The sequence below is a fragment of the Ensifer sp. NM-2 genome, from assembly GCF_003024455.1.
Taxonomy (GTDB): Bacteria; Pseudomonadota; Alphaproteobacteria; order Rhizobiales; family Rhizobiaceae; genus Ensifer; species Ensifer canadensis.
The window spans coordinates 56,426-79,489 of the sequence record NZ_PVZR01000029.1 but is presented as its reverse complement, the minus strand read 5'-3'; the positions used below and the strand labels follow the sequence as shown (position 1 = coordinate 79,489).

Below are 23,064 nucleotides of genomic sequence, written 5' to 3'. Positions count from 1 at the left end.
ACCGCGCGTGGGCCTAGTGCCCGCCGCCGCTGGGTCCGACGCCCTGCGGTTTCTTGATCATCATCACACCCAGGATCAGCGACAGGAACAGCACGGTCAGGATGACGAAGATATCGCCGAACGACAGGATCATCGCCTGCTTCTGGGCCATCGCCGCAAGCTGCTTGATGGCGATCGAAGCACCATCGAGACCATGGGCGTTGAAGGTGGCGGCCATGTTGTTGAACCGCTCCATCGCCTCGGGGTTGCCCCACTGGATGTGTTCGGAGAGCCGGGCATAGTGCAGATCCTGGCGCTGGGTCAGGATGGTGTTGATCACCGCCAGGCCAACAGCGCCGCCAAGGTTGCGCGTCAGGTTGAAGAGGCCGGATGCGCCGCGCATGCGTGCCGGCGGCATGGTGCCGAGCGCGATGTTGTTGATCGGCACCATGCACAGCATCAGCCCGACGCCGCGCAGGATCTGCGGAATGAACAGCTCGTAGAAGTCCCAGTCAGCCGTCAGATGTCCCATGATCCAGGTGCCGCTGGCAAAGCTGGCAAAGCCGATGGTCATCAGCACGCGCGGATCGAGTTTGCCCGACAGGAAGCCGGCGACCGGCGCCGTGAAGAACATGGCTAGACCCGAGACAAACATCGTCTCGCCGATCATCAGTGAATCGTAGCCGCGGATGCGCCCGAGATAGAGCGGGTAGAGATAGGTGAGACCATAGAGCCCGATGCCCATGACAAAGGAGAACATCGAACCGAAGGCGAAATTTCGGTTTGAAAACGCCCTGAGGTCGACCACCGGGAATTCCACCTTGAAGGCCCGGTAGAAGAAAATCACCGCGGCGATCACGGTGGCGACGGCACCCATGACGATATGCTCGTCGTTGAACCAGTCGTTGGCGTTGCCTTCTTCCAGGACATATTCGAGCGAGCCGAGGAAGATCGCCATCGAGGCGAGCCCCCACCAGTCGAACTTCTTGAACAGACCAAGCTCCGGCTTGTCGAAATCGATGAAGGTCCAGGTCAGCGTCGCAACGATGATGCCGGGAATGACATTGACCAGGAACAGCCAGTGCCAGGAGAAGGCGTGGCTGAGGTAGCCGCCGACGGTCGGGCCGATGGTCGGCGCGAGCGTGGCGATCAGACCGATGATCGGCGAAACGATGTTGCGCTTCGACGGCGGAAAAATGGTGAAGGCAGCCGCAAAGACTGACGGAATCATGCCGCCACCGATGAAGCCCTGGATCGCCCGGTAGACGATCATCTGGTCGATATTGGTGGCTGTGGCGGCGAGCGCGCTTGCCGCGGTGAAACCCGCAGCCGATACCGAAAACAATACCCGCGTCGAGACGATACGCGCCAGCGTGCCCGAAAGCGGGATCATGATGACTTCGGCAATGAGGTAGGAGGTCTGCACCCAGCCGATTTCGTCGGAGCCGGCCGACAGGCCGGCCTGGATTTCGGCAAGCGATGCCGAAACGATCTGGATGTCGAGGATCGCCATGAACATGCCGACGACCATGGCGAAGAAGGCGATCAGCCTTCTCGGGTCCATATGTTCTTCGACCTTCGGTGCGGCTGCCGCCACCGAGCCTGCTGTTGCCGTTGCGGCCATCTGAGCCACTCCCTGCGTGTAAAGGCGCATCGGCGCGTTCAAAAGAACACGCCGGCGCGTCAGGCCCGATTACTTCGTGGCGGCGACCTTGGTCTCGTCGGGCGCCGTGCGCGTGTCGACATCGACGACGACGCTCAAGCCCGCCCGCAGATGGCCTTCCGCCAGCACATCGGCCGGCAGCGTGATGCGCACCGGCACACGCTGGATCACCTTGGTGAAGTTGCCGGTGGCGTTTTCCGCCGGCAGCAGCGAGAACACCGAGCCGGATGCCGGCGCGATCGAGGCAACCGTGCCTTCGACCGCGTGCTCGTCATAGGCGTCGATATGGACCTTGACCTTCGAGCCGGGGACCAGATGGGCGATCTGCGTCTCCTTGAAGTTGGCGTCGATATAGAGCTGGTCGACAGGCACGAGCGCGGCCAGTCGCTGGCCAGCGGAAACGAGGTCACCGACCTGGACGGCGACGTTGCCGATGACGCCGTCATAGGGCGCCTTCAAGACGGTGAAGCCGAGGTCGCGGTTGGCCTTGTCACGGGCAAGTTCGAGCGAGCGGATCTGGCTTTCCGCCTCTGAGCGCTGCGCCTGCAGCACGGTGATGTTGGCGTTCGCAGCCGCGATGTTGGCATCGGCGCCGGCAAGGTTCGCCCGAGCCTGATCCAGAGCCACGTCGGCATTGTCGCGCGAAGCAACGGTGCCGACGTCCTTGGACTGGAGGTCGCTCGCGCGCTTCTGCGCGAGTTCGGCGCCGCGCACCGTTGCTTCGAGAGCGTTCTTCTGGGCTTCGGCCTGGGCAAGGCTCGCCATCGCCCCTGCGATCTGCGCGTCGAAACGGCTGAGCGCCAGCTTCTGGGTGGCGATCTGGGCTTCGGTCTGCTCGGCCGCGATACGGTAGTCGCCGTCATCGAGCGTGACCATGGGATCGCCGGCCTTCACCTTCTGGTTGGCGACGACGTCGACCTTGGCGACATAGCCCGACACTTTCGGAGAGATCGTGGCAATGTCGCCTTCGATATAGGCGTCATCAGTCGAAACCATGAAGCGGCCATTGGTCCACCAGTCATAGCCATACCAGCCGGCGCCAGCGAGCGCGACAAGGCCGAGAACCGGCAAGATCGGGCTGCGCTTCTTCTTTTTCGAAGCGGCCTCGACAGCAGGCTCTTGCACCGCTGCCGGCGCCTCGGCAGTCGCCCCCTTGGCCTCGGGCTCGGCCTCATGGGTCTGCGGAACTTCAAAATCCTCGCCGACAGGGCGAACGCGAGCGGCGCTGGACGTTTTGGATGCGGACATGGATACCGGCCTGGTTAATGAGGGGTGACTGAACTGAACCGTTCGGTTCGATCGAAGCTTGACTTAGTCGCTTTGACGTCGCATATCAAGAGGGAATCGAACCGGGTAGTTCGATGGACGAGAATTAATGCGAACGGGACGGGTGCAGACGGCAATCATGGAACCAGCAAAGACCGAGCAAAACGAGACCTTCCGGCCTGATAACGGCGCGGACGACCAGCTTGGTCCCGGCAGCGGACGCCATGCGGCGGGTGAAGACCCTGCCAAGCGCCAACAGATTCTCGAGGGCGCGCGGCGGGTCTTCATGAGCCAGGGCTTCGACGCCGCCAGCATGAACGATATCACCCGCGAGGCCGGCGTCTCGAAGGGCACGCTCTACGTCTACTTCGAAAACAAGGAAGACCTGTTCAAGGCGCTGATCATCCAGGGCAAGACCCTGGTGATCCAGACCGCCAAGCATGCACTCAACGACCACGAAGACGTCGAGGAGGCGCTCTACGATTTCGGCGTCACCCTGACGAGCAGCATCACCTCCGAGGCCACGATCCGCTCCATGCGCATGGTGATCGGCGTGATCGACCGGATGCCGCATCTGGCGGAACGCTTCTTCAGCGAGGCGCCCGAAAACGGCTATACGGTCCTCAAGACCTATCTCGACCGGCAGGTTCCAACAGGCACGCTCGACATCGACAACACGGAAGTAGCGGCCAGGCAGTTCATCGAGATGGCCCAGGCCGGGCTGTTCAAGCACCGCCTGTTCGGCGGAATGTGCTCGGCGCCGCCGCGAGAGCAGATCGAGGGCACGGTTGCCGCGGCCGTCCGCGTCTTCATGGCCGCCTATGGACCGAAGAAGAAGACGGACTGAGCCAAGCCAAGGGGCTCATTCGTTCGGGCTAGCCTTCAATCCAGCAATTGCGATCAAGCACGCCTTGCGGCAAGACCCTATGAGCATGGGCTGTCTGCCACGGGAGTGAACATGAGTGCTATCGGAAGGGCGATCTGGTTCATCGAGAGCCATTTCGCCAGGGATATATCGCTGGAGGAGATCGCCGAGGCTGCCGGCCTTTCGCGCTTTCACCTGTCGCGCGTCTTCGGACTGGTGACCGGTCGCTCCATCAGCGCCTATATCCGTGCGCGGCGGCTGAGCGGCGCCGCACGAAACCTTGCCGACGGCTCGTCCAGCATTCTCGCGGTGGCCCTCGAAGCGGGCTACGGCTCGCACGAGGCTTTCACCCGTGCCTTTCGCGAGCAGTTCGGCGTCACGCCGGAGACCGTGCGCAAGCAAGGGCACCTCAGCAACATCGCACTGACGGAGCCTATCAGAATGGACGACACCCGCCTCCTCAAACTGGACCCACCGCGCTTCGAAGACAGCCCGCCTTTGCTTTTGGCCGGCCTTGCCGAAACCTACGCCTATGGCCGCACCGAAGGCATTCCCTCGCTGTGGCAGCGCTTCAATACCCACTTCGGCAACATCCCCGGACAGAAGGGCAACGTCGCCTACGGCGTCTGCAGCCAGAGCGATGGCGAAGCCGGGACATTTCGCTATATGGCGGCAGCAGAAGTCGACGACGCCGGCGCCCTGCCCGCCGGCTTTACCACCATGAAGCTGCCGAAGCAGCGTTACGCCGTGTTCCTGCACCGCGGCCATATCTCGTCGATCGCCACGACGGCGCACCATATCTTCGGCACCTGGCTGCCGGAGTCCGGTCTTCAGCATGGCCAAACGCCTGATCTCATCGAGCGTTATGATGATCGTTTCGACCCGCATTCGGGCATGGGGGTGGTCGAAATGTGGATTCCGATCCAAGCGTAAACGGTAAAGCGCCGCCGCAAATGGCCGGCGGCGCTTGTCACTTTCGCAATGTTGCTTAAATACTGCCGCGATTCTTGCGCGACGACGCGCCACCGAAAAAGGAAAGATCGCCGATGCAGGGGATAATGTCGCTTGCCCAGGACCCAGCCGCCTGGGTCGCCCTCATAACACTGGTTGTCATGGAGGTGGTTCTCGGCATCGACAACCTGATCTTCATCTCCATCCTCACCAACAAGCTGCCGGCCGAACACCGCGAGAGGGCCCGCCGCATCGGCATTACCCTGGCGCTCGTCATGCGCCTCGCCCTGCTCGGCACCGTCGCCTGGATCGTCAAGCTGACCACGCCGGTGTTCGAGGTCTTCGGACACGGCTTCTCGTGGAAGGACATGATCCTGATCGCCGGCGGTCTTTTCCTCGTCTGGAAGGCGACCAAGGAAATCCACCATAGCGTCGATCCGAGCGACCACGGCGAAGACTTCATCGCTTCTTCGGCGATCAACAGCTTCGGCGCGGCGATCGGCCAGATCCTGCTGCTCGACCTCGTCTTCTCGGTCGACAGCATCATTACCGCCGTCGGCATGACGCCGCATCTGCCGATCATGGTCGTCGCCGTCCTAGCCGCCGTCACCGTGATGCTCGTTGCCGCGACGCCGCTTGCCAACTTCATCGAGAAGAACCCGACGATCGTCATGCTGGCGCTCGCCTTCCTCTTGATGATCGGCACGACGCTGATCGCCGAAGGCATGGGCCTGCACGTGCCGAAGGGCTACATCTACGCCGCCATGGCCTTCTCGGCGCTGGTGGAGGTTCTCAACATGGTGGCGCGCAATGCGCGGCTGCGAAAGAAGGCCGCCGGCAAGCTGCACTGAGGCGTTGCCACGAACAAAACTGGAAAGGCGGGGCCACCAGCCCCGCCTTTTCGTTGCGCCGAAAAAAGACCTGCATCACAGGGGATGCAGGCCATCTTGCTGCGGGCGTTTGTGAGAACGCTACAGCGCCGCGCGTCTTACGAGACGCGCAAAGGTCGCTGTCGCGCTTTGAATTGCTGCATGTTTTGATGCTTATATCGAATAGCATTTAAGGAAACATGCAGTGGCGCTCGACTGCCGTTTCGTTGGCCACGGGAAGAAATCGGAAAAATTCCCGTGTTCTCCGCCTTCGTCATGTCCGATTGGCACAGCCCGCGCCTCTCGAACGGATAACGCCTCATCCGGTAAATCGTTCCGGTTGCTTCAGGCGTCGGGACGTTGCCCAATCTCCACGAGGATGTTGCCGGGTATGACCATATAGAAGACATAGGCGCCATGCCGCTCTTCCGGTTCGGTGATGCGGATGCCGCTCGGCAGGATGCGCCGATAGGCATCCTCGACTGCCAATCGCTCGGGCAGCAGGAAGCCGATATGGTAGGTCTGAAGACCGAGGCTGACCTGGTCGCCACCGCCAAGCTTGGCGATCGGCGGGCTGATCACCAGCACCATGCCGGCATCGTCTGCCAGGCGATAAAAGGCATCCTTGCCGCGCGTTTCGACAAGCGTGAAGCCAAGATGTTCGATGAAGAATGTCGCCGTTTCGGTAACGACGGGGCTGTGAAGGTCGAGATGGTTCAGTCGCATATGCAGTCTCCGTGTTTTGAGAAACGCGGCGGACTGCGTCTGATCTGGATACACCCCGCCGCGGACCGATGCGGATGCATCGGAACCACGCCGCGGGTTCGAACGATCAGGTTCGAGCAGAGCTTCGCAACCGCTCGTACGGTGACGAAGGGACCGGGCTTACCATATCCGGTCCTGCCTTTTTCGACACGGGATGTGTAGCGCAGCCAAGCTGCGCCAGCAAGATCGCTGAGATCAGTTTTTCCCGGCGTCCGGATCCACCTTCTGCAACTCCTGCAGATAGGCGTCGAGACGATCAAACTTCTCTTCCCAGAAGCGGCGGTAGCTGTCGAGCCAGCTGTTGACGTCGCGCAAGGGTGCCGCTTCGAGCCGGCAGGGGCGCCATTGCGCCTCGCGGCCGCGGCTGATCAGCCCGGCGCGCTCGAGAACTTTCAGATGTTTTGAAACCGCCGGCAGGCTCATCTCGAACGGCTCCGCCAGTTCGCCGACAGAGGCCTCGCCGAGAGAGAGCCGGGCGAGAATCGCCCGGCGCGTGGGGTCGGCAAGGGCTGAGAGCGTGGTCGACAGGCGATCTTCCGGCATTTCCTAAAAAACCTTTCAGTTAAATAACCTCACGGTTCAATATAACCAGCCATCGGCAGTGTCAACAAAAACCGGCGTGATCCACTTTCCGTTGACATGCTCCATGTTCTATGGTCTCACGCGAGCCGACTGGAATAGCCCGCCGATACCGCTGGTGCGGCACCCCTACGGGCCTTTCCTTCCCATAAAATGCGCGCCCGGCGGCCGGACTTGTCTTCCGGCAAGGGGCGAGAAGCACGTCAAACGGGCAAAGACCATGGCAGATTCAGCAGTTCGGGTACGCATCGCACCCTCCCCCACCGGCGAGCCGCATGTCGGCACCGCCTATATCGCACTGTTCAACTATCTCTTCGCAAAGAAGCACGGCGGCACCTTCATCCTTCGTATCGAGGATACCGACGCCACACGCTCGACGCCGGAGTTTGAGCAGAAGGTTCTGGATGCGCTGAAATGGTGCGGGCTCGAATGGTCGGAAGGCCCTGACGTCGGCGGCCCCTATGGCCCCTACCGCCAGAGCGACCGCAAGGACATCTATCTCGACTACGTTCGCCAGATCGAGAACAACGGCCACGGCTTCCGCTGTTTCTGCACACCGGAACGGCTCGAACAGATGCGCGAGGGCCAGCGCGCCGCCGGCAAGCAGCCGAAATATGACGGCCACTGCCTGAGCCTGACAGCCGAAGAAGTGACCCGCCGCGTCGATGCCGGCGAGCCGCATGTCGTGCGCATGAAGATCCCGACCGAGGGCTCCTGCAAGTTCACCGACGGCGTCTATGGCGACGTCGAGATCCCGTGGGATTCGGTCGACATGCAGGTGCTGCTCAAGGCCGACGGCATGCCGACCTACCACATGGCGAACGTCGTCGACGACTACCTGATGAAGATCACCCACGTCGCGCGCGGCGAGGAGTGGCTGGCCTCCGTGCCGAAGCACATCCTGATCTATCAGTATCTCGGCCTGACGCCGCCGGTGTTCATGCACCTGTCGCTGATGCGCAATGCCGACAAATCGAAGCTGTCGAAGCGCAAGAACCCGACGTCGATCTCCTACTACTCGGCGCTCGGCTACCTGCCGGAAGCGCTGATGAATTTCCTCGGCCTGTTCTTCATCCAGATCGCCGAAGGCGAGGAACTGATGACGATGGCCGAGCTTGCCGAAAAGTTCGACCCCGACAACCTGTCGAAGTCGGGCGCGATCTTCGACATCCAGAAGCTCGACTGGCTGAACGGCCGCTGGATCCGCGAGAAGCTGAGCGACGACGAATTCCTCGGCCGGGTGCTTGCCTGGGCGTCCGAGAACGATCGCCTGAAGCAGGGCCTGAAGCTGTCGCAGTCGCGCATCTCCAAGCTCGGCGAACTGCCGGCCCTTGCCGACTTCCTGTTGAAGTCCGACCTCGGCCTCGAGCCGGCGGCCTTCGCCAAGATCAAGTCGAGCCCGGAAGAACTGGTCGAGATCTTCAACACGGTACAGCCGGATCTGGAAAAGATCCTCGAATGGAACAAGGAAACGATCGAAGCGGAACTACGCGCGATCGCCGACCGCATGGGCAAGAAGCTCAAGGTCGTGCTGGCACCGCTGTTCGTGGCGGTTTCCGGTTCGTCGCGGTCGCTGCCGCTCTTCGACAGCATGGAACTGCTCGGCCGCTCGGTCGTGCGCCAGCGGTTGAAGATTGCAGGCCAGGTCGCCGCCTCGATGGCCGGCAGCGGAAAGTAAGGACAGGACGATGAACGACAAGACCGAAACAACAGCCCTCTCCTCCGATGTGACGGAAGTGCGCGCGCAGAAGCTGAAGCTGCTCCGCGAACAGATCGGCGACGTCTATCCGGCGCATTTCCACCGCACGATGACCAATGCCGAACTTGCGGCGAAGTACGAGAACCTGGAGCTGGACACCGAGACGCAGGACGTCGTCACCGTCGCCGGCCGCGTCTACTCGTCGCGCAACTCCGGCATGTTCATGGATATCCATGATGCCTCCGGCAAGATCCAGATCTTCAGCCACAAGGACACCACGCCTGAAGACGCACGCGCACTGCTGCCGATGATCGACATCGGCGACATCATCGGTGTCACCGGCGTCGTGCGCCGCACCAAGCGCGGCGAACTGACGATCAACGCGCAGACGATCACCATGCTGACGAAGTCGCTGCTGCCGATGCCCGAAAAATGGCATGGCTTGTCGGATATCGAGCTGCGCTACCGCAAGCGCCACCTCGACATCATGACCAACGAGGAATCGAAGCTGCGCTTCCAGCAGCGCAGCAAGATCGTTTCCGGCATCCGCCGCTTCATGGAAGACGACGGCTTCATGGAAGTCGAAACGCCGATGCTGCATTCGGTCTATGGCGGTGCGACGGCCGAGCCGTTCAAGACTCACCACAACACGCTGAAGCTCGACATGTTCCTGCGCATTGCGCCGGAACTGTATCTGAAGCGCACGCTGGTATCTGGCCTGACCGACAAGGTGTTCGAGATCAACCGCAACTTCCGCAACGAAGGCGTCTCGACCCGGCACAATCCCGAATTCACCATGATGGAATGCTACTGGGCCTATGCCGACTACGAGGACATCATGGACCTCGTCGAGCGGCTGTTTACCAAGCTCGCTCTGTCGATCCACGGCTCGACCGAATTCATGTTCGGCGACAAGGAAATCTCCTTCAAGGGTCCGTTCCGCCGCGTGCCGATGCCGGATGCCGTCAAGGAAGCGACCGGTATCGACTTCCTGGCGATGAAGACCGACGAGGAAGCCCGTGCGGCCGCCAAGGCTGCCGGGTTCGAAGTCGAGAAGGACTGGACCTGGGGCGAGTGCCTCGCCTTCATCTTCGAAGAAAAGGTCGAGCCGACGCTGATCCAGCCGGCCCACGTCACGCATTTCCCGAAGGACATCTCGCCTTTCGCCAAGGAAGTGCCGGGCGAGCCGCGCCTCGTCGAGCGTTTCGAGACCTATTGCAACACCTGGGAACTCGGCAACGCCTTCTCGGAGCTCAACGATCCGGAAGAGCAGCGCGCCCGCATGGTCGAGCAGCTGGAGCAGGCCCATGCCCGCGGCGAAAAGGCAAAGCAGCTCGATGACGAGTTCCTTGATGCCATCGACCAGGGCATGCCGCCGGCAGGCGGCCTCGGCATCGGCGTCGACCGCCTGATCATGCTTTTGACCAACGCGCCGTCGATCCGCGACATCATCCTGTTCCCGGCGCGCCGCAACAAGGCCGACTGATCAAAGTCATAACGGCACAAGACAAAGCCCGGCGCGATTGCGGCGGGCTTTTTTTCATTTTCAATGATGGAGTGACAGCGCGCTGCGCGAGAACGGCGCTTCAGTGGCCTGCAGGCGCTTCGGCGCTCTCGACCTTGTGCTCTTGCGCCGTGGCGTCCGGTGCCGCCTCGCCCTCGACGGCGACAGCATTCGGATCGATGCAGGGCGACCGATCGTCCATGCCGGCCATCATGCCGCGGATGTCACCCACGGAAAGATCGATGGTGTTGCCATGAAAGAAGCCGGCCGAGTTTGCCGTGCCGTCATTGTAGGACGCGCGGAACGGTTCATCCATACCGGGCACGCTCTGCGGGCCCGGTGCAAAGAGAACTTGCGCGCCGATCGCCGCACCCCGAACCTGGGCGCGCTCTTCCGGTCCGGCCGCATCGAGAACGACCACCTGGTAAAGCTCGGCATTTTCCGTCTTGGAGAGAGCACCGACCACGCGAAGCGCCGTGCGCATGCGCGCTTCGCCGTCGGCACGATCCGTCTTGATGTGCATGCGGACCCAGCGCTGACCGTGATGGCCGAGCTTGATGGTTCTGACCAGGGTGCATTCGAGGCCGGAGGTGGCGGGCTTGGAAATCCGCTCCATCAATGCGTCGCGGCCGACATAGACGGCGGCAGCACCTGAGGCAGCCGACACGCCGAACGCCGCGGCGAGGATGACGACCAGCCTCTTCGATGGGCGCAAGTTGCCGAGAATAGCCTTCACGAGAATGGCTCCGCTGTCATTTCAGGAACTGTAACAAAAGCCCGAAGGCGCCTTGCAAGGATAGGCGCTGCACCTTTCAGAAAGTTTAAGCGCCGCGCGCCATAGACGAACGGGAAGAACAGAGGAGCTCGCCCAAAAGACATCTTCAGCTTCGACATCGGGCGTGTTCGATAGGGATCGAAGGGTGATTGACTTTCGCAGGCATCTTGCCTCCATTGCGACCCGTCAAACGCAAGAAAAAGAAAAGAAGAACACATGCACAAGGTTATCTTTGATACGGATCCGGGCATCGACGATGCGATGGCCCTCCTCTTCCTCCACCGCCACCCGGATATCGACCTCATCGGCATTACGACGGTCTTCGGCAACGCCTCGGTCGAAACGACGACGCGCAATGCGCTGTTCCTGAAGCGCGAGTGGGGCATTAAGGCACCGGTCGCAAAAGGTCTCGACAAGACCTTCAATCCGGATCGGCCGCATGTCGGCTGGCCGACCTTTATTCATGGCGATGACGGCCTCGGCAACATCGACGTGCCCGAGACCATCGACCTGCCCGTCGATCCCCGCCCGGCGCACCGCTTCATCATCGACACCGTCCGCGCCAATCCCGGCGAAGTGACGCTGATTGCCGTCGGTCGCATGACCAACCTGGCGCTGGCACTGCGCGAAGATCCGGATTTTGCGCCGCTGGTGCGCGAAGTGGTGATCATGGGCGGCGCCTTCGACGTCAACGGCAACATCACGCCGGCCGCCGAAGCCAATATCCATGGCGACCCCGAGGCAGCCGACGTCGTCATGACGGCGCCGTGGCCGGTTACGGTCGTCGGTCTCGATGTCACCACCAAGACGGTGATGACCAAGGCCATGCTCGCCGACATCGCCGCACGCGGCGGAGCGCCGGCACAGCTGCTCTCCGACATCTCGCAGTTCTACATCACCTTCTACGAGCAGCATGTGCCTGACGGTATGGTGGTGCATGACAGCTGCGCCTGTGCCTATGTCGTGGCGCCGGACCTGTTCAAGGTGCGCAGCGGCGTCATCCGCGTCGTCTGCGGCGGCCTTGCCGATGGCCAGACGATCCAGAAGCCCGACAGCCGGCTGTTCCCGCCGAGCCCGTGGGACAACCTGCCGAGCCAGAAAGCTTGCATCGACATCGATGCAGCGAAAACCCTGAAGTTGATCGGCGACACGCTGGCGCTGCACGACTGATGTCACCCCGAACGGACCGGCTTGTCCAACCGTTCGAAAAACTTTGCTGCGATAGCTGGCGGACATGCGTTCGCCGGCTATCTTTATGGCCATGAAACCGGACGCCCTGCTCTATCCAGCCCCGAAAGGTCTCTATTGCGAGATCGGGGATTTCTACATCGACCCGGTGCAGCCGGTCGATCGCGCCCTGATCACCCATGGCCATTCCGACCACGCTCGCGCCGGCCACGGTCAGGTGCTCGCCACCCGCGAAACGCTCGATATCATGCGCATCCGCTATGGCGACGGTTTCTGCGGCACGAGCCAGGCCGTTGCCCTGGGCGAGACGATGGTCGTCAACGGCGTCGAGGTGCGTTTTCACCCCGCAGGCCATGTGCTCGGCTCGGCGCAGATTTCGGTGATGGCGAAGGGCACGCGCATCGTCGTCTCGGGCGATTACAAACGACGCCGCGACCCGACCTGCCTGTCGTTCGAACCGGTTCCATGCGACGTCTTCATCACCGAGGCCACCTTCGGCCTGCCGGTCTTCCACCACCCGGACGACCGCACCGAGATGCAGAAGCTGCTGACGTCGCTGAAGCAGTTTCCCGAGCGCACCCATGTGGTCGGCGCCTATGCGCTCGGCAAGGCGCAGAGGGTGATCGCCCTTCTGCGCGAGCAGGGCTACGACCAGCCGATCTACATCCACGGCGCCTTGCAGAAGCTCTGTGATTATTATCGTGGCGAAGGCATAGATCTCGGTGAAATCCGCCCGGCGACGCTTGCCGCCGACGAGAAGCAGGATTTTTCCGGCACCGTCGTCATCGGCCCGCCCGCAGCCTTCGCCGACCGCTGGGCGCGGCGCTTCGTCGATCCCCTGGCGATCTTCGCTTCAGGCTGGATGATGATCCGGCAACGGGCCAAGCAGCGCGGCGTCGAGCTGCCGCTGGTGATCTCCGACCACTGCGACTGGCCAGAACTGACGCAAACGATCCGTGAGATCGGCCCGGCGGAAGTCTGGGTTACCCATGGCCGCGAGGAGGCGCTGGTGCGCTGGTGCGAGCTCGAAGGCATCGCCGCGCGACCGCTGCATCTCGTCGGCTATGACGACGAGGGAGAGTGAGCGATGAAGGCCTTCGCCGAACTGCTCGACCGCCTCGTGCTCACCCCGCAGCGCAACGCCAAGATCCGGCTGCTGGCGGATTATTTCCGCACTACATCTGATCCGAGCCGCGGCTATGCGCTCGCCGCGATCGCCGGCACGCTCTCGCTTGCAACCGTCAAGCCGGCGATGATCCGTGACCTTCTGCTCGAACGCATGGACGAGGTGCTGTTCCGCTATTCCTACGATTATGTCGGTGACCTTGCCGAGACCGTGTCGCTGGTCTGGGAGCCGCCTGCAGGCGTGGTGCTCGACGACATTCCGCTCGGCGACGCGATCGAAAAGCTGCAGGCGACCGGCCGCGCCAATGTGCGCAGTGTCGTTCGCGACATGCTCGACCGGCTCGACACATCGGCGCGCTTCGCCTTCCTGAAACTCGTGACCGGCGGCCTGCGCATCGGCGTCTCCGCCAAGCTCGCAAAGCAGGCTCTGGCCGAGATGGGTGGAAAGGACGTCAGCGAAATCGAAACTCTCTGGCACGGGCTCGCTCCGCCCTATCTGCCGCTCTTCCAATGGCTGGCGGGAGAGGCGGAAAGGCCGGTGCTTTCGACGCCCGCCGTCTTCCATTCGGTGATGCTTGCCACTCCTGTCGGCGAAGGCGACCTCGACGGGCTCGACCCGAAGGATTTTGCCGCCGAATGGAAGTGGGACGGCATCCGCGTGCAGCTCGCCAATATCGGTGGGACCACACGGCTCTACTCGCGCAGCGGCGACGAAATCTCCGGTGCCTTCCCTGATGTGCTGGAGGCGGCCGACTTTTCCGGCATCATCGACGGCGAACTGCTGGTCGGAGGCACCGCCCGCACCAACCGTGCCACCCGGACCTTTTCTGACCTGCAGCAACGGCTGAACCGCAAGTCCGTCAGCCGCAAGATGCTGGACGAATACCCCGCCTTCATCCGCGCCTACGACGTGCTCTTTGCGGGCGAAACCGACGTTCGGGCGGAGGGTTTCCTGGCACGACGGGCGATATTGAGCGACCTTGTCGAACGGGCCTCGCCGCAGCATTTCGACCTGTCCCCGCTCGTGCCGTTTTCCTCCTGGGAGGAACTCGACCAGCTCCGATCCGATCCGCCCGATCCCGTCATCGAAGGCATCATGCTGAAGCGGCTGGATTCGCCCTATACCGCCGGCCGCGCCAAGGGTCCCTGGTTCAAATGGAAGCGCGCGCCCTTTAACGTCGATGCGGTGCTGATGTATGCGCAGCGCGGCCACGGCAAGCGCTCCAGCTACTATTCCGATTTCACCTTCGGCGTCTGGACTAAGATCGACGGCACGGAAACGCTGGTGCCGGTGGGCAAGGCCTATTTCGGCTTTACCGATGCCGAACTGGAAATTCTCGACCGCTTCGTCCGGGATAATACCATCGAGCGCTTCGGCCCGGTCCGGGCCGTGCGGGCCGAACCCGATTTCGGCTTCGTCGTCGAGGTCGCCTTCGAGGGGCTGAACCGGTCGACCCGGCACAAGTCGGGCGTTGCCATGCGCTTTCCCCGTATTGCACGGCTGCGTCAGGACAAGCTCCCGCATGAGGCCGACCGGCTGGAGACCTTGCAGGCGATGATCGATGGCAGATCGTGATCGACTGCATAATTCCTTAAATCGGATCCGGTTTAAGGATAAAATTATGTAGCAAATTTAAAGCGTTACAGCGTCCTTCGCGCGTCTTATTTGACGCACGGCGCTGTAAAGCGCGGAACCGGCGCGATCGATCGGCGTTTGAGCTATTCGAACGCACGCAAGGAGATGCGACATGCCTGCAAAATCCAAGGCACAGCAAAAGGCGGCCGGTGCAGCCCTTGCCGCCAAACGCGGAGACATGAAGAAATCCGAACTCAAGGGCGCGTCACGCGAAATGGAAAAATCCATGACCGAAAGCGAGCTTGAAGAACTTGCGGAAACCAAGCGCAAGAAACTGCCCGAGCGGAAGACGGCAAAATGACCTCCCGGCAAGCATAAAAGCCGGAACTAAAACACAATTGTTAATACCAATTTGGGATCATCCCGGTCGTTTCGTATCATTCGCACACCGCCGGGGTGATCTTGTGCTTGCCAGACATATCTTCCACCTCGGGAAGAAGAAACTTTCCAGAGTTCTGACGCCGAACTACCTTCCCGCGATCATCGCCTCTTTCGTTGTTCTCGCGGCCGGCATTCTTGCGGACAATCAGAACCAGGTGGTCTCCGAAGCCCGCATGCGATCTCAAGTCGCCGACGAGCTCAACCCGATCCGCTCCAAACTCGAGGCCAGCATCAACGGCAATATCCAGCTCGTACGGGGCCTGATCGGCACCATCGTGACCGAACCGGGTATGGACCAGGAGCGTTTTGCAGCTCTTTCGCGCAGCATCTTCACAGAGCGCTCGCAGCTGCGCAGCATCGCCGCGGCGCCGAACCTCATCGTGCGCATGGCCTATCCCTTGCAGGGCAATGAAAGGGCGATCGGGCTCGATTACCGCAAGAACGATGCCCAGCGCGCCGCCGTCATGAAGGTAAGGGACACCGGCAAGATGGTTCTCGCCGGCCCGGTGGATCTCGTGCAGGGCGGGCGCGGACTGATTGGCCGCTTCCCGGTATCGATCGATGCCGGCGGAGGCAGCAATCGCTTCTGGGGCATCGTCTCTGCCGTCATCGATGTCGATCGTCTCTACAATGACAGCGGTCTCCTCTCTTCCAAGCTGGGCATTGATATCGCGATGACCGGCCGCGACGGGACGGGCAGCAGTGGAACGGCCTTCTTCGGCGACCCCAAGGTTTTTGGTCAGGCGCCGGTTGATATGACCGTCCTGCTTCCCGGCGGCTCCTGGCACATCGCCGCCGTTCCCAAAGGCGGCTGGCCGCACACGCCCCGCAATGCCTGGTTCATCCGCGCGCTGATCGTTGCCGGCGGCCTGATGATCATCCTGCCGATGCTGCTGACGGGCCGGCTGATGAGCGAGCGGCAGAACAATATTCGCGCCCTCAGGCACAGCAAGGCGCAATTGCAGGAACTGTCGCACCGCCTGAAGATCGCGCTCGACAGCTCGCAGATCGGCATCTGGGAACTCGACATCGCCAGCGGCAAGCTGCTCTGGGACGAGCGGATGAAGGAGCTCTACGGAAAGACCGGATCGGTGCGCAAGGCCTATGACGACTGGAAGACGACCTTGCATCCCGACGACATTGACCGCGCGGAAGAGGAGTTCGCCGAAGCCCTTGCGGCGGGCAGCGCCTACAATTCCGAGTTTCGAATCCGGCTACCGGATGACACCATCCGGCATATCCGCGCCATCGGCTCGACCTATGACGGCGCCGATGGGCGCAAGAAGATCGTCGGCGTCAACTGGGACGTGACCGCCGACATCAAGACCCGCGCAACCCTGTCGGAAGCCAAGCGCCAGGCCGAGGCGCACAGCGCCGAACTGGAGGCCGCGCGCTACCGCATGGAGTTCAATGCCCTGCACGATCCGCTGACCGGCCTGCCGAACCGGCGCTTCCTCGACCAGGTACTCGCAGACAGAAGCCATCACTTCGAAGCGGAGGCAAGGCTCAGCATCTTTCATATGGATCTCGATCGCTTCAAACAGATCAACGACACGCTGGGGCATGCGGCCGGTGACGAAATCCTGCGGCATGCAGCCGAACTGCTGCGCACCAACGCCAAGGAGAAGGACTTTGTCGCTCGCATCGGCGGCGACGAATTCGTCCTCGTCCGCCCGGAGGACAGCGCCGAGCCCGACGCCCGGCTGGCGTCATGCATCATCGAGGCAATGAGCGTTCCGGTTCGCTACAAGGACCAGGAATGCCGCATTGGCGTCAGCATCGGCATCGCGGCGCAGACCAAGCCGACCGACGACCTGGCGCAGATCCTCGTCAATGCCGACATCGCCCTTTACGAGGCCAAGCGCCGCGGCCGCAATCGGCACGAGACCTTCACCGGCGACCTGAAGACTGCCGTGTTCAAGACCAAGCAGACCGCCGACGAGATCCTTCGCGGTCTGGAACACAAGGAATTCATCGCGCATTTCCAGCCGCAGTTCTGCCCGAACACGCTTGAGGTCATCGGCGTCGAGGCGCTTGCACGTTGGGACCACCCGACCAAGGGATTGCTGGGTCCCCACACCTTTCTCAAGACCGCCGAAGACATCAACGTCGTCGCCTCCATCGACCAGGCGATCCTGGAGCAGGCGCTGTTCCAGATCTATCGCTGGGAGGCCAATGGCATCCACATCCCGAAGATCTCGGTCAACCTCTCCTATGCCCGCCTGCACGACGAGGGGCTGATCGGCCGTCTCGAACAGCTGCAGATCCCGCGCGGCCGCCTGTCCTTCGAGTTGCTGGAATCGATCTCCTTCGACGAGAGCGACGTCACGGTGCTGTCCAACATTCGCCGGATCAAGGAACTCGGCATCGATATCGAGATCGACGATTTCGGCACCGGCTATGCCTCCATCCTCAGCCTGCTGAAGCTGACCCCGCGGCGCCTGAAAATCGATCGCCAGCTGATTTTGCCGATCCTGAACTCGCCGGCCGAAAGGCGCCTCGTCGAATCGATCATCGATATCGGCACCTCGCTCGGCATCGAGGTGATCGCCGAGGGCGTCGAAACGCTCGAGCACGCCCGCATTCTGCAGGAGCTCGGCTGCCACGGCCTTCAGGGCTATGCCTTTGCCCGGCCGATGAGCGCCAACGATCTTGCGACCTTTGTTTTCGAGCGTAGGTGGCAGGCCGCCTGACGCCACCTTCGGTCGGCTGCGACAGTTCGGCGCGCGCTCGAGCTGGCCAAAAATGACGCGATCTCACATTTTTCCCGCCATCGAGGCTTGGCAGCCCCCGGGAAAATCGTCATAAAAACATACGGCTGTTACCGCTATGCGGACCATGACGGCGTCGTCTGCGACCGTTGCGTCAGCGATGGTCCTTGAGGGGCTTCGGCACCCAATCTCCAATATGCCCAAGAGAAGGGAACGATACGATCGAATACGCGGGGAAATTGCTTTCTGTCTTCATCCTAGCCCCGTTTGCGGGGAGCCTCATTGCAATCTTCTTTCCGTCCGATCAACGCGGCGCAACGGCCTGGTTCGCAGGCGCGATCGCGCTGCTCTGCTTCCTCGTTGCGGTTTGCCTCTACCCCTTCGTCACCTCCGGCGGCGTTCTTCGCTATGAACTTGCCTGGATGCCCGAGCTCGGCCTCAACTTCACCTTGAGAATGGACGGCTTTGCCTGGTTGTTCACGGTGCTGGTGACCGCAATCGGCGTGCTCGTCGTGCTCTACGCCCGCTACTACATGGCGGCAGAGGATCCGGTACCGCGCTTCTTTGCCCTGTTTCTCGCCTTCATGGGGTCGATGCTGGGCGTCGTTCTCTCCGGCAATCTGATCCTGCTTGCGGTCTTCTGGGAGCTGACGAGCATCGTCTCCTTCCTGCTGATCGGCTATTGGCACCACAATGCCCACGCCCGCGACGGTGCGCGCATGGCGCTGACGATGACCGGCATGGGCGGGCTCTGCATGCTTGTCGGGCTTTTGATCATGGGCCGCGTCGTCGGCAGCTACGACCTCGACGTCGTGCTTGCCTCCGGCGATACGATCCGCAACCACCCACTCTATGTCACGATGCTGGTCCTGATCCTGCTCGGGGCCTTGACCAAGAGCGCGCAGTTCCCGTTCCATTTCTGGCTGCCGCACGCGATGGCAGCACCAACCCCCGTCTCCGCCTATCTGCATTCGGCGACGATGGTGAAGGCAGGCGTGTTCCTGCTCGTCCGGTTCTGGCCTGTGATGGCCGGCACCGAGGCCTGGTTCTGGATCGTCGGGCTCGCCGGCCTGACGACACTACTGCTCGGCGCTTACTTCGCCATCTTCCAGCAGGATCTGAAGGGGCTTCTGGCCTATTCGACCATCAGCCACCTGGGCCTGATCACGGTGCTGCTCAGCCTCGGAAGTCCGCTCGCGGCGGTCGCCGCCGTCTTCCACATCGTCAATCACGCGACCTTCAAGGCATCACTGTTCATGGCGGCCGGCATCATCGACCATGAGACCGGAACGCGCGACATGCGCAAGCTCGGCGGGCTCATACGCTACATGCCGGGAACCGCAATGCTCGCCATGGTCGCCAGCGCCGCGATGGCCGGCGTGCCGCTGTTGAACGGATTCATCTCCAAGGAAATGTTCTTCGCCGAAGCGATCGAGACGCACCAGGCCAATTTGCTCGATACGATGACGCCCTATGTCGCCACGCTCGCCGGCATGTTCGCGGTGACCTATTCGCTGCGCTTCATCCACAGCGTCTTCTTCGGCCCGACGCCGAGCGATCTGCCCAAGATCCCGCATGAGCCGCCGCGCTGGATGCGGGCGCCGATCGAGTTCCTGGTGCTGGCCTGCCTCGTCGTCGGCATTATCCCGGCCATCACCATCGGCCCGTTCCTGCACACAGCCGTCGTGTCTATCCTCGGTGCCAGCACCCCGCAGTACAACCTTTCGGTCTGGCACGGCTGGAACCTGCCGCTGATAATGAGCTTCGTGGCGCTTCTCGGTGGCATCGGCCTCTATTTCCTGATGGGGAACTATCTGGCGACCAGCACCGAAGGGCCGCCGGTCTTCCGCCTGCTGCACGGCCAGCGCATCTTCGAGCGGGTACTGGTGACCCTGTCGTGGAAGTGGGCGCGCTGGCTCGAACAGAGGCTCGGCACGCGCCGACTGCAGCCGCAGATGCGGTTCCTGGTCTTCGTCGCGATCGTCGCCGGCGCCCTGCCGCTGCTGCTCAATCATTTCGAACTGCCGCCGCTTCTGGTGCGCGGCATCGATCCGGCCTTCGCCCTGCTCTGGGCGATCGGCATCGCCTGCGCGGTTGGGGCCGCCTACCAGGCAAAGTTCCACCGGCTGGCGGCACTCGTGCTTCTCGGCGGCGCCGGTCTCGTCACCTGCATCACCTTCGTCTGGCTGTCGGCCCCCGATCTTGCGGTTACCCAGCTCCTCGTCGAGATCGTCACGACTGTGCTGATCCTGCTCGGCCTGCGCTGGCTGCCCAAGCGCATCGAGGACACGCAGGAATCAGAATTGCTGTCGCTGCGCGTCCGTCTGCGGCGCCTGCGCGACTTTCTGCTGGCCATTGTCGCAGGCGGCGGCGTGGCGCTGATCGCCTACACCGTGATGACCCGCCCAATGCCCGAAACCATCGCCAGCTATTTCCTCGAGCGTGCCCACAAGGAAGGCGGCGGCACCAATGTCGTCAACGTCATCCTCGTCGACTTCCGCGGCTTCGACACGCTCGGCGAAATCGCCGTGCTGGCGATCGTGGCCCTGACCGTCTTTGCACTGTTGCTGCGCTTCCGTCCTCAGGCAGACAGCCTTGAGGCGCCGGTACAGCAGCAGGTCCAAAATGCCTTCGACGACGATCATCCCGATCGCGCAAAGGGCGACAGCGTCGCCGAATATCTGTTCGTTCCATCTGTCATCATGCGCTGGATGTTCCCGGTCAGCGGCATGCTGGCCGCCTATCTCTTCCTGCGCGGCCACGACCTGCCGGGCGGCGGCTTTGCGGCCGGCATCGCCATGTCGATCGGCTTCATCCTGCAATACATGTCGGGCGGCACCCGCTGGGTCGAGGAGCGGCTGCGCATCCACCCGCTGCGCTGGATGAGCATCGGCATCATCGTCGCGGCGGCAACCGGCATCGGTTCGTGGCTGTTCGGCTATCCGTTCCTGACCTCGCACGCGCAATATGTCACCCTGCCGATCGTCGGCAAATTCCCGCTGGCAAGCGCAATCCTCTTCGACCTCGGCGTCTTCTCGCTGGTGGTCGGGGCAACCGTGCTCATCCTGATCGCGCTTGCGCACCAGTCGATCCGCGCTCCGCGTGCCCATGCCCGTGCCGTCCTTCGCGCCGGAAAGGAGGCGAAGTAATGGAGATCATCCTGTCTGCCGCCATCGGCGTCCTCACCGCCTCGGGCGTCTATCTCCTGCTCCGCCCACGCACCTACCAGGTGATCATCGGCCTGTCGCTGCTCTCCTATGCCGTCAATCTCTTCATCTTCAGCATGGGTCGGCTGCGCGTGAATGCGCCCCCCATTCTCGAGCCCGGCGGCGTCGGCGATCTCTCGCGCTACACCGATCCTGTGCCGCAGGCGCTGGTGCTGACCGCGATCGTCATCGGCTTTGCCATGACGGCGCTCTTCCTCGTCGTACTGCTCGCCTCGCGCGGCTTCACCGGCACCGACCATGTCGATGGAAGGGAGCAGCGCAGTGACTGATTGGCTGCACCACCTGATGATCCTGCCGATCCTCTTGCCGCTGATGGTCGGCGCGGCGATGATCCCGATCGACGAGCGCAACCGCATGGCCAAGGGCGTGATGGGCTTCGTCTCGACGCTCGCCCTCTTCGTGCTCTCGATGGTGCTGATGCGCGCTAGCGCCTCGACGGAAGGCTTTCTTGCGGGCACAAGCGTCTACCAGCTCGGCAACTGGCCGGCGCCGTTCGGCATCGTACTGGTGCTCGACCGGCTCTCCGCGCTGATGCTCTGCCTGACGAGCGGCCTGGCGCTCGCCGCCCAGGTCTATTCGATCGCCCGCTGGCACACCGCCGGCCATCACTTCCACTCGCTGTTCCAGCTGCTGATCGCCGGGCTCAACGGTGCCTTCCTGACGGGGGATCTGTTCAATCTCTTCGTCTTCTTCGAAATCATGCTCGCGGCCTCCTACGGCCTGCTGCTGCACGGCTCGGGCCCGCTGCGCGTCAAGGCCGGCCTGCATTATGTCGCGATCAACCTTGCCGCCTCGTCGCTGTTCCTGATCGGTGTCAGCCTGATCTATGGCGCGACCGGCACGCTCAACATGGCCGACCTCGCGGTCAAGCTTGCGACCATCTCGCCAGAGAACCGCCAGATGGTCGAAGTTGGCGCCGGCGTGCTCGGCGTCGCCTTTCTGGTCAAGGCCGGCATGTGGCCGTTGAGCTTCTGGTTGCCCACCGCCTATTCGGCGGCAACGCCACCGGTTGCGGCCGTCTTTGCGGTGCTGACCAAAGTCGGCATCTACGTCATCCTGCGGCTGTCGCTGCTCGTCTTTGGCGCCAATGCCGGGGTGTCCGCCGGCTTCGGCCAGACTCTGCTGGTGGTCGGCGGCATGCTGACCATCGCCTTCGGCGCCATCGGCGTACTCGCCTCGCAGGCGATGGCCCGGCTTGCCGCCTATTCGGTGCTCGTCTCTTCGGGCACGCTGATGGCGGCGATCGGCCTCGGGCATTCCAGCATGATTGCCGGTGCACTGTTCTACCTCGTCAGTTCGACGCTGACGATCTCGGCCTTCTTCCTGTTGATCGAACTGGTGGAGCGCGGCCGCGATGCCGGCGCCGACGTTCTGGCGGTGACGATGGAAGCCTATGGCGATGCCGACGAGGACGAGGAAGTCGATGAAGCGGGTGCCGCCATTCCCGGCACCATGGCCGTGCTCGGCCTCTGCTTCTGCCTCTGCGCGCTGCTGCTCGCCGGCCTGCCGCCGCTCTCGGGTTTCGTCGCCAAATTCGCGATCCTGAGCGGCCTCTTCGGCCTTTCCGGCCCCGAGGCCGCGCCGGCGATTTCTGCCGCCGACTGGACTTACGTCACATTGCTGATCCTGTCCGGCCTCTCCGCCATGATCGCCATGAACCGCGTCGGCATCCGCACCTTCTGGGCCTCGATCGAAAACACCGTGCCGCGCGTCTTCGTCATCGAGATTGCCCCCGTCGTCGTGCTGCTCGGCGCCTGCATCTTCCTGAGCCTGCAGGCCGGGCCGACGATGCACTACATGCAGGCAACGGCCGATTCCCTGCTCGACCCGTCGGGCTACACCCAGCGCGTCCTCAGGGCGCCACGTGCGGGAGGGCAGTAA

18 protein-coding genes are annotated in these 23,064 nt (G+C 62.5%); 13 read left to right on the top strand and 5 right to left on the bottom strand.

Translation table 11 applies throughout. The features are described 5' to 3' along the window. Nucleotides 1-13 precede the first annotated feature (13 nt). Both C6558_RS34400 and C6558_RS34395 read right to left on the bottom strand, forming a co-directional pair. Entirely contained in the window at nucleotides 14-1,603 is a 1,590-nt protein-coding gene (locus tag C6558_RS34400; protein ID WP_025424911.1) for a DHA2 family efflux MFS transporter permease subunit, read from the bottom strand. Between the two features lie 69 nt (nucleotides 1,604-1,672). Then, entirely contained in the window at nucleotides 1,673-2,890 is a 1,218-nt protein-coding gene (locus C6558_RS34395; RefSeq protein ID WP_025424912.1) for an HlyD family secretion protein, read from the bottom strand. Nucleotides 2,891-3,047: 157 nt separating this feature from the next. Between C6558_RS34395 and C6558_RS34390 the strand changes: the two genes are divergently transcribed. From C6558_RS34390 to C6558_RS34380, 3 genes are all read left to right on the top strand, one after another. Next, complete coding sequence (locus tag C6558_RS34390; protein ID WP_025424913.1) at nucleotides 3,048-3,755, top strand: TetR/AcrR family transcriptional regulator; 708 nt, start codon at nucleotides 3,048-3,050, stop codon at nucleotides 3,753-3,755. Nucleotides 3,756-3,866: 111 nt separating this feature from the next. Then, nucleotides 3,867-4,706: an AraC family transcriptional regulator gene (locus tag C6558_RS34385; protein WP_025424914.1), complete on the top strand. Its 840-nt coding sequence runs from the start codon at nucleotides 3,867-3,869 to the stop codon at nucleotides 4,704-4,706. Nucleotides 4,707-4,819: 113 nt separating this feature from the next. Next, complete coding sequence (locus C6558_RS34380) at nucleotides 4,820-5,575, top strand: TerC family protein (protein ID WP_025424915.1); 756 nt, start codon at nucleotides 4,820-4,822, stop codon at nucleotides 5,573-5,575. 363 nt (nucleotides 5,576-5,938) lie between these two features. Here C6558_RS34380 and C6558_RS34375 read toward each other — a convergent pair whose 3' ends face one another. Further along, the gene (locus C6558_RS34375; RefSeq protein ID WP_025424916.1) at nucleotides 5,939-6,319 is read right to left on the bottom strand and encodes a VOC family protein; all 381 of its coding nucleotides are present in this window, start codon (nucleotides 6,317-6,319) and stop codon (nucleotides 5,939-5,941) included. Between the two features lie 234 nt (nucleotides 6,320-6,553). After that, on the bottom strand, nucleotides 6,554-6,901 hold the full coding sequence (locus C6558_RS34370; protein ID WP_025424917.1) for a helix-turn-helix transcriptional regulator: 348 nt from the start codon (nucleotides 6,899-6,901) through the stop codon (nucleotides 6,554-6,556). Between the two features lie 256 nt (nucleotides 6,902-7,157). Between C6558_RS34370 and gltX the strand changes: the two genes are divergently transcribed. Together gltX and lysS are read left to right on the top strand one after the other, a co-directional pair. Further along, nucleotides 7,158-8,615, top strand: a complete 1,458-nt coding sequence (gltX, locus tag C6558_RS34365; protein WP_057210080.1) for a glutamate--tRNA ligase — start codon at nucleotides 7,158-7,160, stop codon at nucleotides 8,613-8,615. 10 nt (nucleotides 8,616-8,625) lie between these two features. Beyond that, entirely contained in the window at nucleotides 8,626-10,122 is a 1,497-nt protein-coding gene (gene lysS, locus C6558_RS34360) for a lysine--tRNA ligase (protein ID WP_025424919.1), read from the top strand. Nucleotides 10,123-10,222: 100 nt separating this feature from the next. Here lysS and C6558_RS34355 read toward each other — a convergent pair whose 3' ends face one another. Beyond that, nucleotides 10,223-10,876 carry a hypothetical protein gene (locus C6558_RS34355; protein WP_025424920.1) on the bottom strand — a complete coding sequence of 218 codons (654 nt, stop codon included), beginning with the start codon at nucleotides 10,874-10,876 and terminating at the stop codon, nucleotides 10,223-10,225. A gap of 255 nt (nucleotides 10,877-11,131) precedes the next feature. Between C6558_RS34355 and C6558_RS34350 the strand changes: the two genes are divergently transcribed. From C6558_RS34350 to C6558_RS34315, 8 genes are all read left to right on the top strand, one after another. Beyond that, nucleotides 11,132-12,085 carry a nucleoside hydrolase gene (locus C6558_RS34350; protein WP_025424921.1) on the top strand — a complete coding sequence of 318 codons (954 nt, stop codon included), beginning with the start codon at nucleotides 11,132-11,134 and terminating at the stop codon, nucleotides 12,083-12,085. Nucleotides 12,086-12,176: 91 nt separating this feature from the next. Next, nucleotides 12,177-13,187, top strand: a complete 1,011-nt coding sequence (locus C6558_RS34345) for a ligase-associated DNA damage response exonuclease (protein ID WP_038576510.1) — start codon at nucleotides 12,177-12,179, stop codon at nucleotides 13,185-13,187. Nucleotides 13,188-13,190: 3 nt separating this feature from the next. Next, nucleotides 13,191-14,804: a cisplatin damage response ATP-dependent DNA ligase gene (locus tag C6558_RS34340; RefSeq protein ID WP_025424923.1), complete on the top strand. Its 1,614-nt coding sequence runs from the start codon at nucleotides 13,191-13,193 to the stop codon at nucleotides 14,802-14,804. Between the two features lie 172 nt (nucleotides 14,805-14,976). After that, entirely contained in the window at nucleotides 14,977-15,165 is a 189-nt protein-coding gene (locus C6558_RS34335; RefSeq protein WP_025424924.1) for a DUF3008 family protein, read from the top strand. Nucleotides 15,166-15,268: 103 nt separating this feature from the next. Continuing rightward, nucleotides 15,269-17,938, top strand: coding sequence for an EAL domain-containing protein (locus tag C6558_RS34330; protein ID WP_025424925.1), 2,670 nt, complete (start codon nucleotides 15,269-15,271; stop codon nucleotides 17,936-17,938). Nucleotides 17,939-18,195: 257 nt separating this feature from the next. Beyond that, entirely contained in the window at nucleotides 18,196-21,105 is a 2,910-nt protein-coding gene (locus C6558_RS34325) for a monovalent cation/H+ antiporter subunit A (RefSeq protein WP_025424926.1), read from the top strand. Next, the gene (locus C6558_RS34320; RefSeq protein WP_025428214.1) at nucleotides 21,105-21,452 is read left to right on the top strand and encodes a Na+/H+ antiporter subunit C; all 348 of its coding nucleotides are present in this window, start codon (nucleotides 21,105-21,107) and stop codon (nucleotides 21,450-21,452) included. The genes C6558_RS34325 and C6558_RS34320 overlap by 1 nt, the downstream gene beginning before the upstream one ends. After that, a complete protein-coding gene (locus C6558_RS34315; RefSeq protein ID WP_025424927.1) occupies nucleotides 21,421-23,064 on the top strand; it encodes a monovalent cation/H+ antiporter subunit D in 1,644 nt (547 codons plus the stop codon). The genes C6558_RS34320 and C6558_RS34315 overlap by 32 nt, the downstream gene beginning before the upstream one ends.

Excerpts from the sequence above, each read along its gene's own strand:
- C6558_RS34320 (WP_025428214.1), top strand. The coding sequence starts at position 21,105 with ATGGAGATCATCCTGTCTGCCGCCATCGGCGTCCTCACCGCCTCGGGC.
- C6558_RS34375 (WP_025424916.1), bottom strand. The coding sequence starts at position 6,319 with ATGCGACTGAACCATCTCGACCTTCACAGCCCCGTCGTTACCGAAACG.
- C6558_RS34380 (WP_025424915.1), top strand. The coding sequence starts at position 4,820 with ATGCAGGGGATAATGTCGCTTGCCCAGGACCCAGCCGCCTGGGTCGCC.
- C6558_RS34335 (WP_025424924.1), top strand. The coding sequence starts at position 14,977 with ATGCCTGCAAAATCCAAGGCACAGCAAAAGGCGGCCGGTGCAGCCCTT.
- gltX (WP_057210080.1), top strand. The coding sequence starts at position 7,158 with ATGGCAGATTCAGCAGTTCGGGTACGCATCGCACCCTCCCCCACCGGC.
- C6558_RS34350 (WP_025424921.1), top strand. The coding sequence starts at position 11,132 with ATGCACAAGGTTATCTTTGATACGGATCCGGGCATCGACGATGCGATG.
- C6558_RS34345 (WP_038576510.1), top strand. The coding sequence starts at position 12,177 with ATGAAACCGGACGCCCTGCTCTATCCAGCCCCGAAAGGTCTCTATTGC.
- C6558_RS34395 (WP_025424912.1), bottom strand. The coding sequence starts at position 2,890 with ATGTCCGCATCCAAAACGTCCAGCGCCGCTCGCGTTCGCCCTGTCGGC.
- C6558_RS34390 (WP_025424913.1), top strand. The coding sequence starts at position 3,048 with ATGGAACCAGCAAAGACCGAGCAAAACGAGACCTTCCGGCCTGATAAC.
- C6558_RS34315 (WP_025424927.1), top strand. The coding sequence starts at position 21,421 with ATGTCGATGGAAGGGAGCAGCGCAGTGACTGATTGGCTGCACCACCTG.
- C6558_RS34370 (WP_025424917.1), bottom strand. The coding sequence starts at position 6,901 with ATGCCGGAAGATCGCCTGTCGACCACGCTCTCAGCCCTTGCCGACCCC.
- lysS (WP_025424919.1), top strand. The coding sequence starts at position 8,626 with ATGAACGACAAGACCGAAACAACAGCCCTCTCCTCCGATGTGACGGAA.
- C6558_RS34400 (WP_025424911.1), bottom strand. The coding sequence starts at position 1,603 with ATGGCCGCAACGGCAACAGCAGGCTCGGTGGCGGCAGCCGCACCGAAG.
- C6558_RS34385 (WP_025424914.1), top strand. The coding sequence starts at position 3,867 with ATGAGTGCTATCGGAAGGGCGATCTGGTTCATCGAGAGCCATTTCGCC.
- C6558_RS34340 (WP_025424923.1), top strand. The coding sequence starts at position 13,191 with ATGAAGGCCTTCGCCGAACTGCTCGACCGCCTCGTGCTCACCCCGCAG.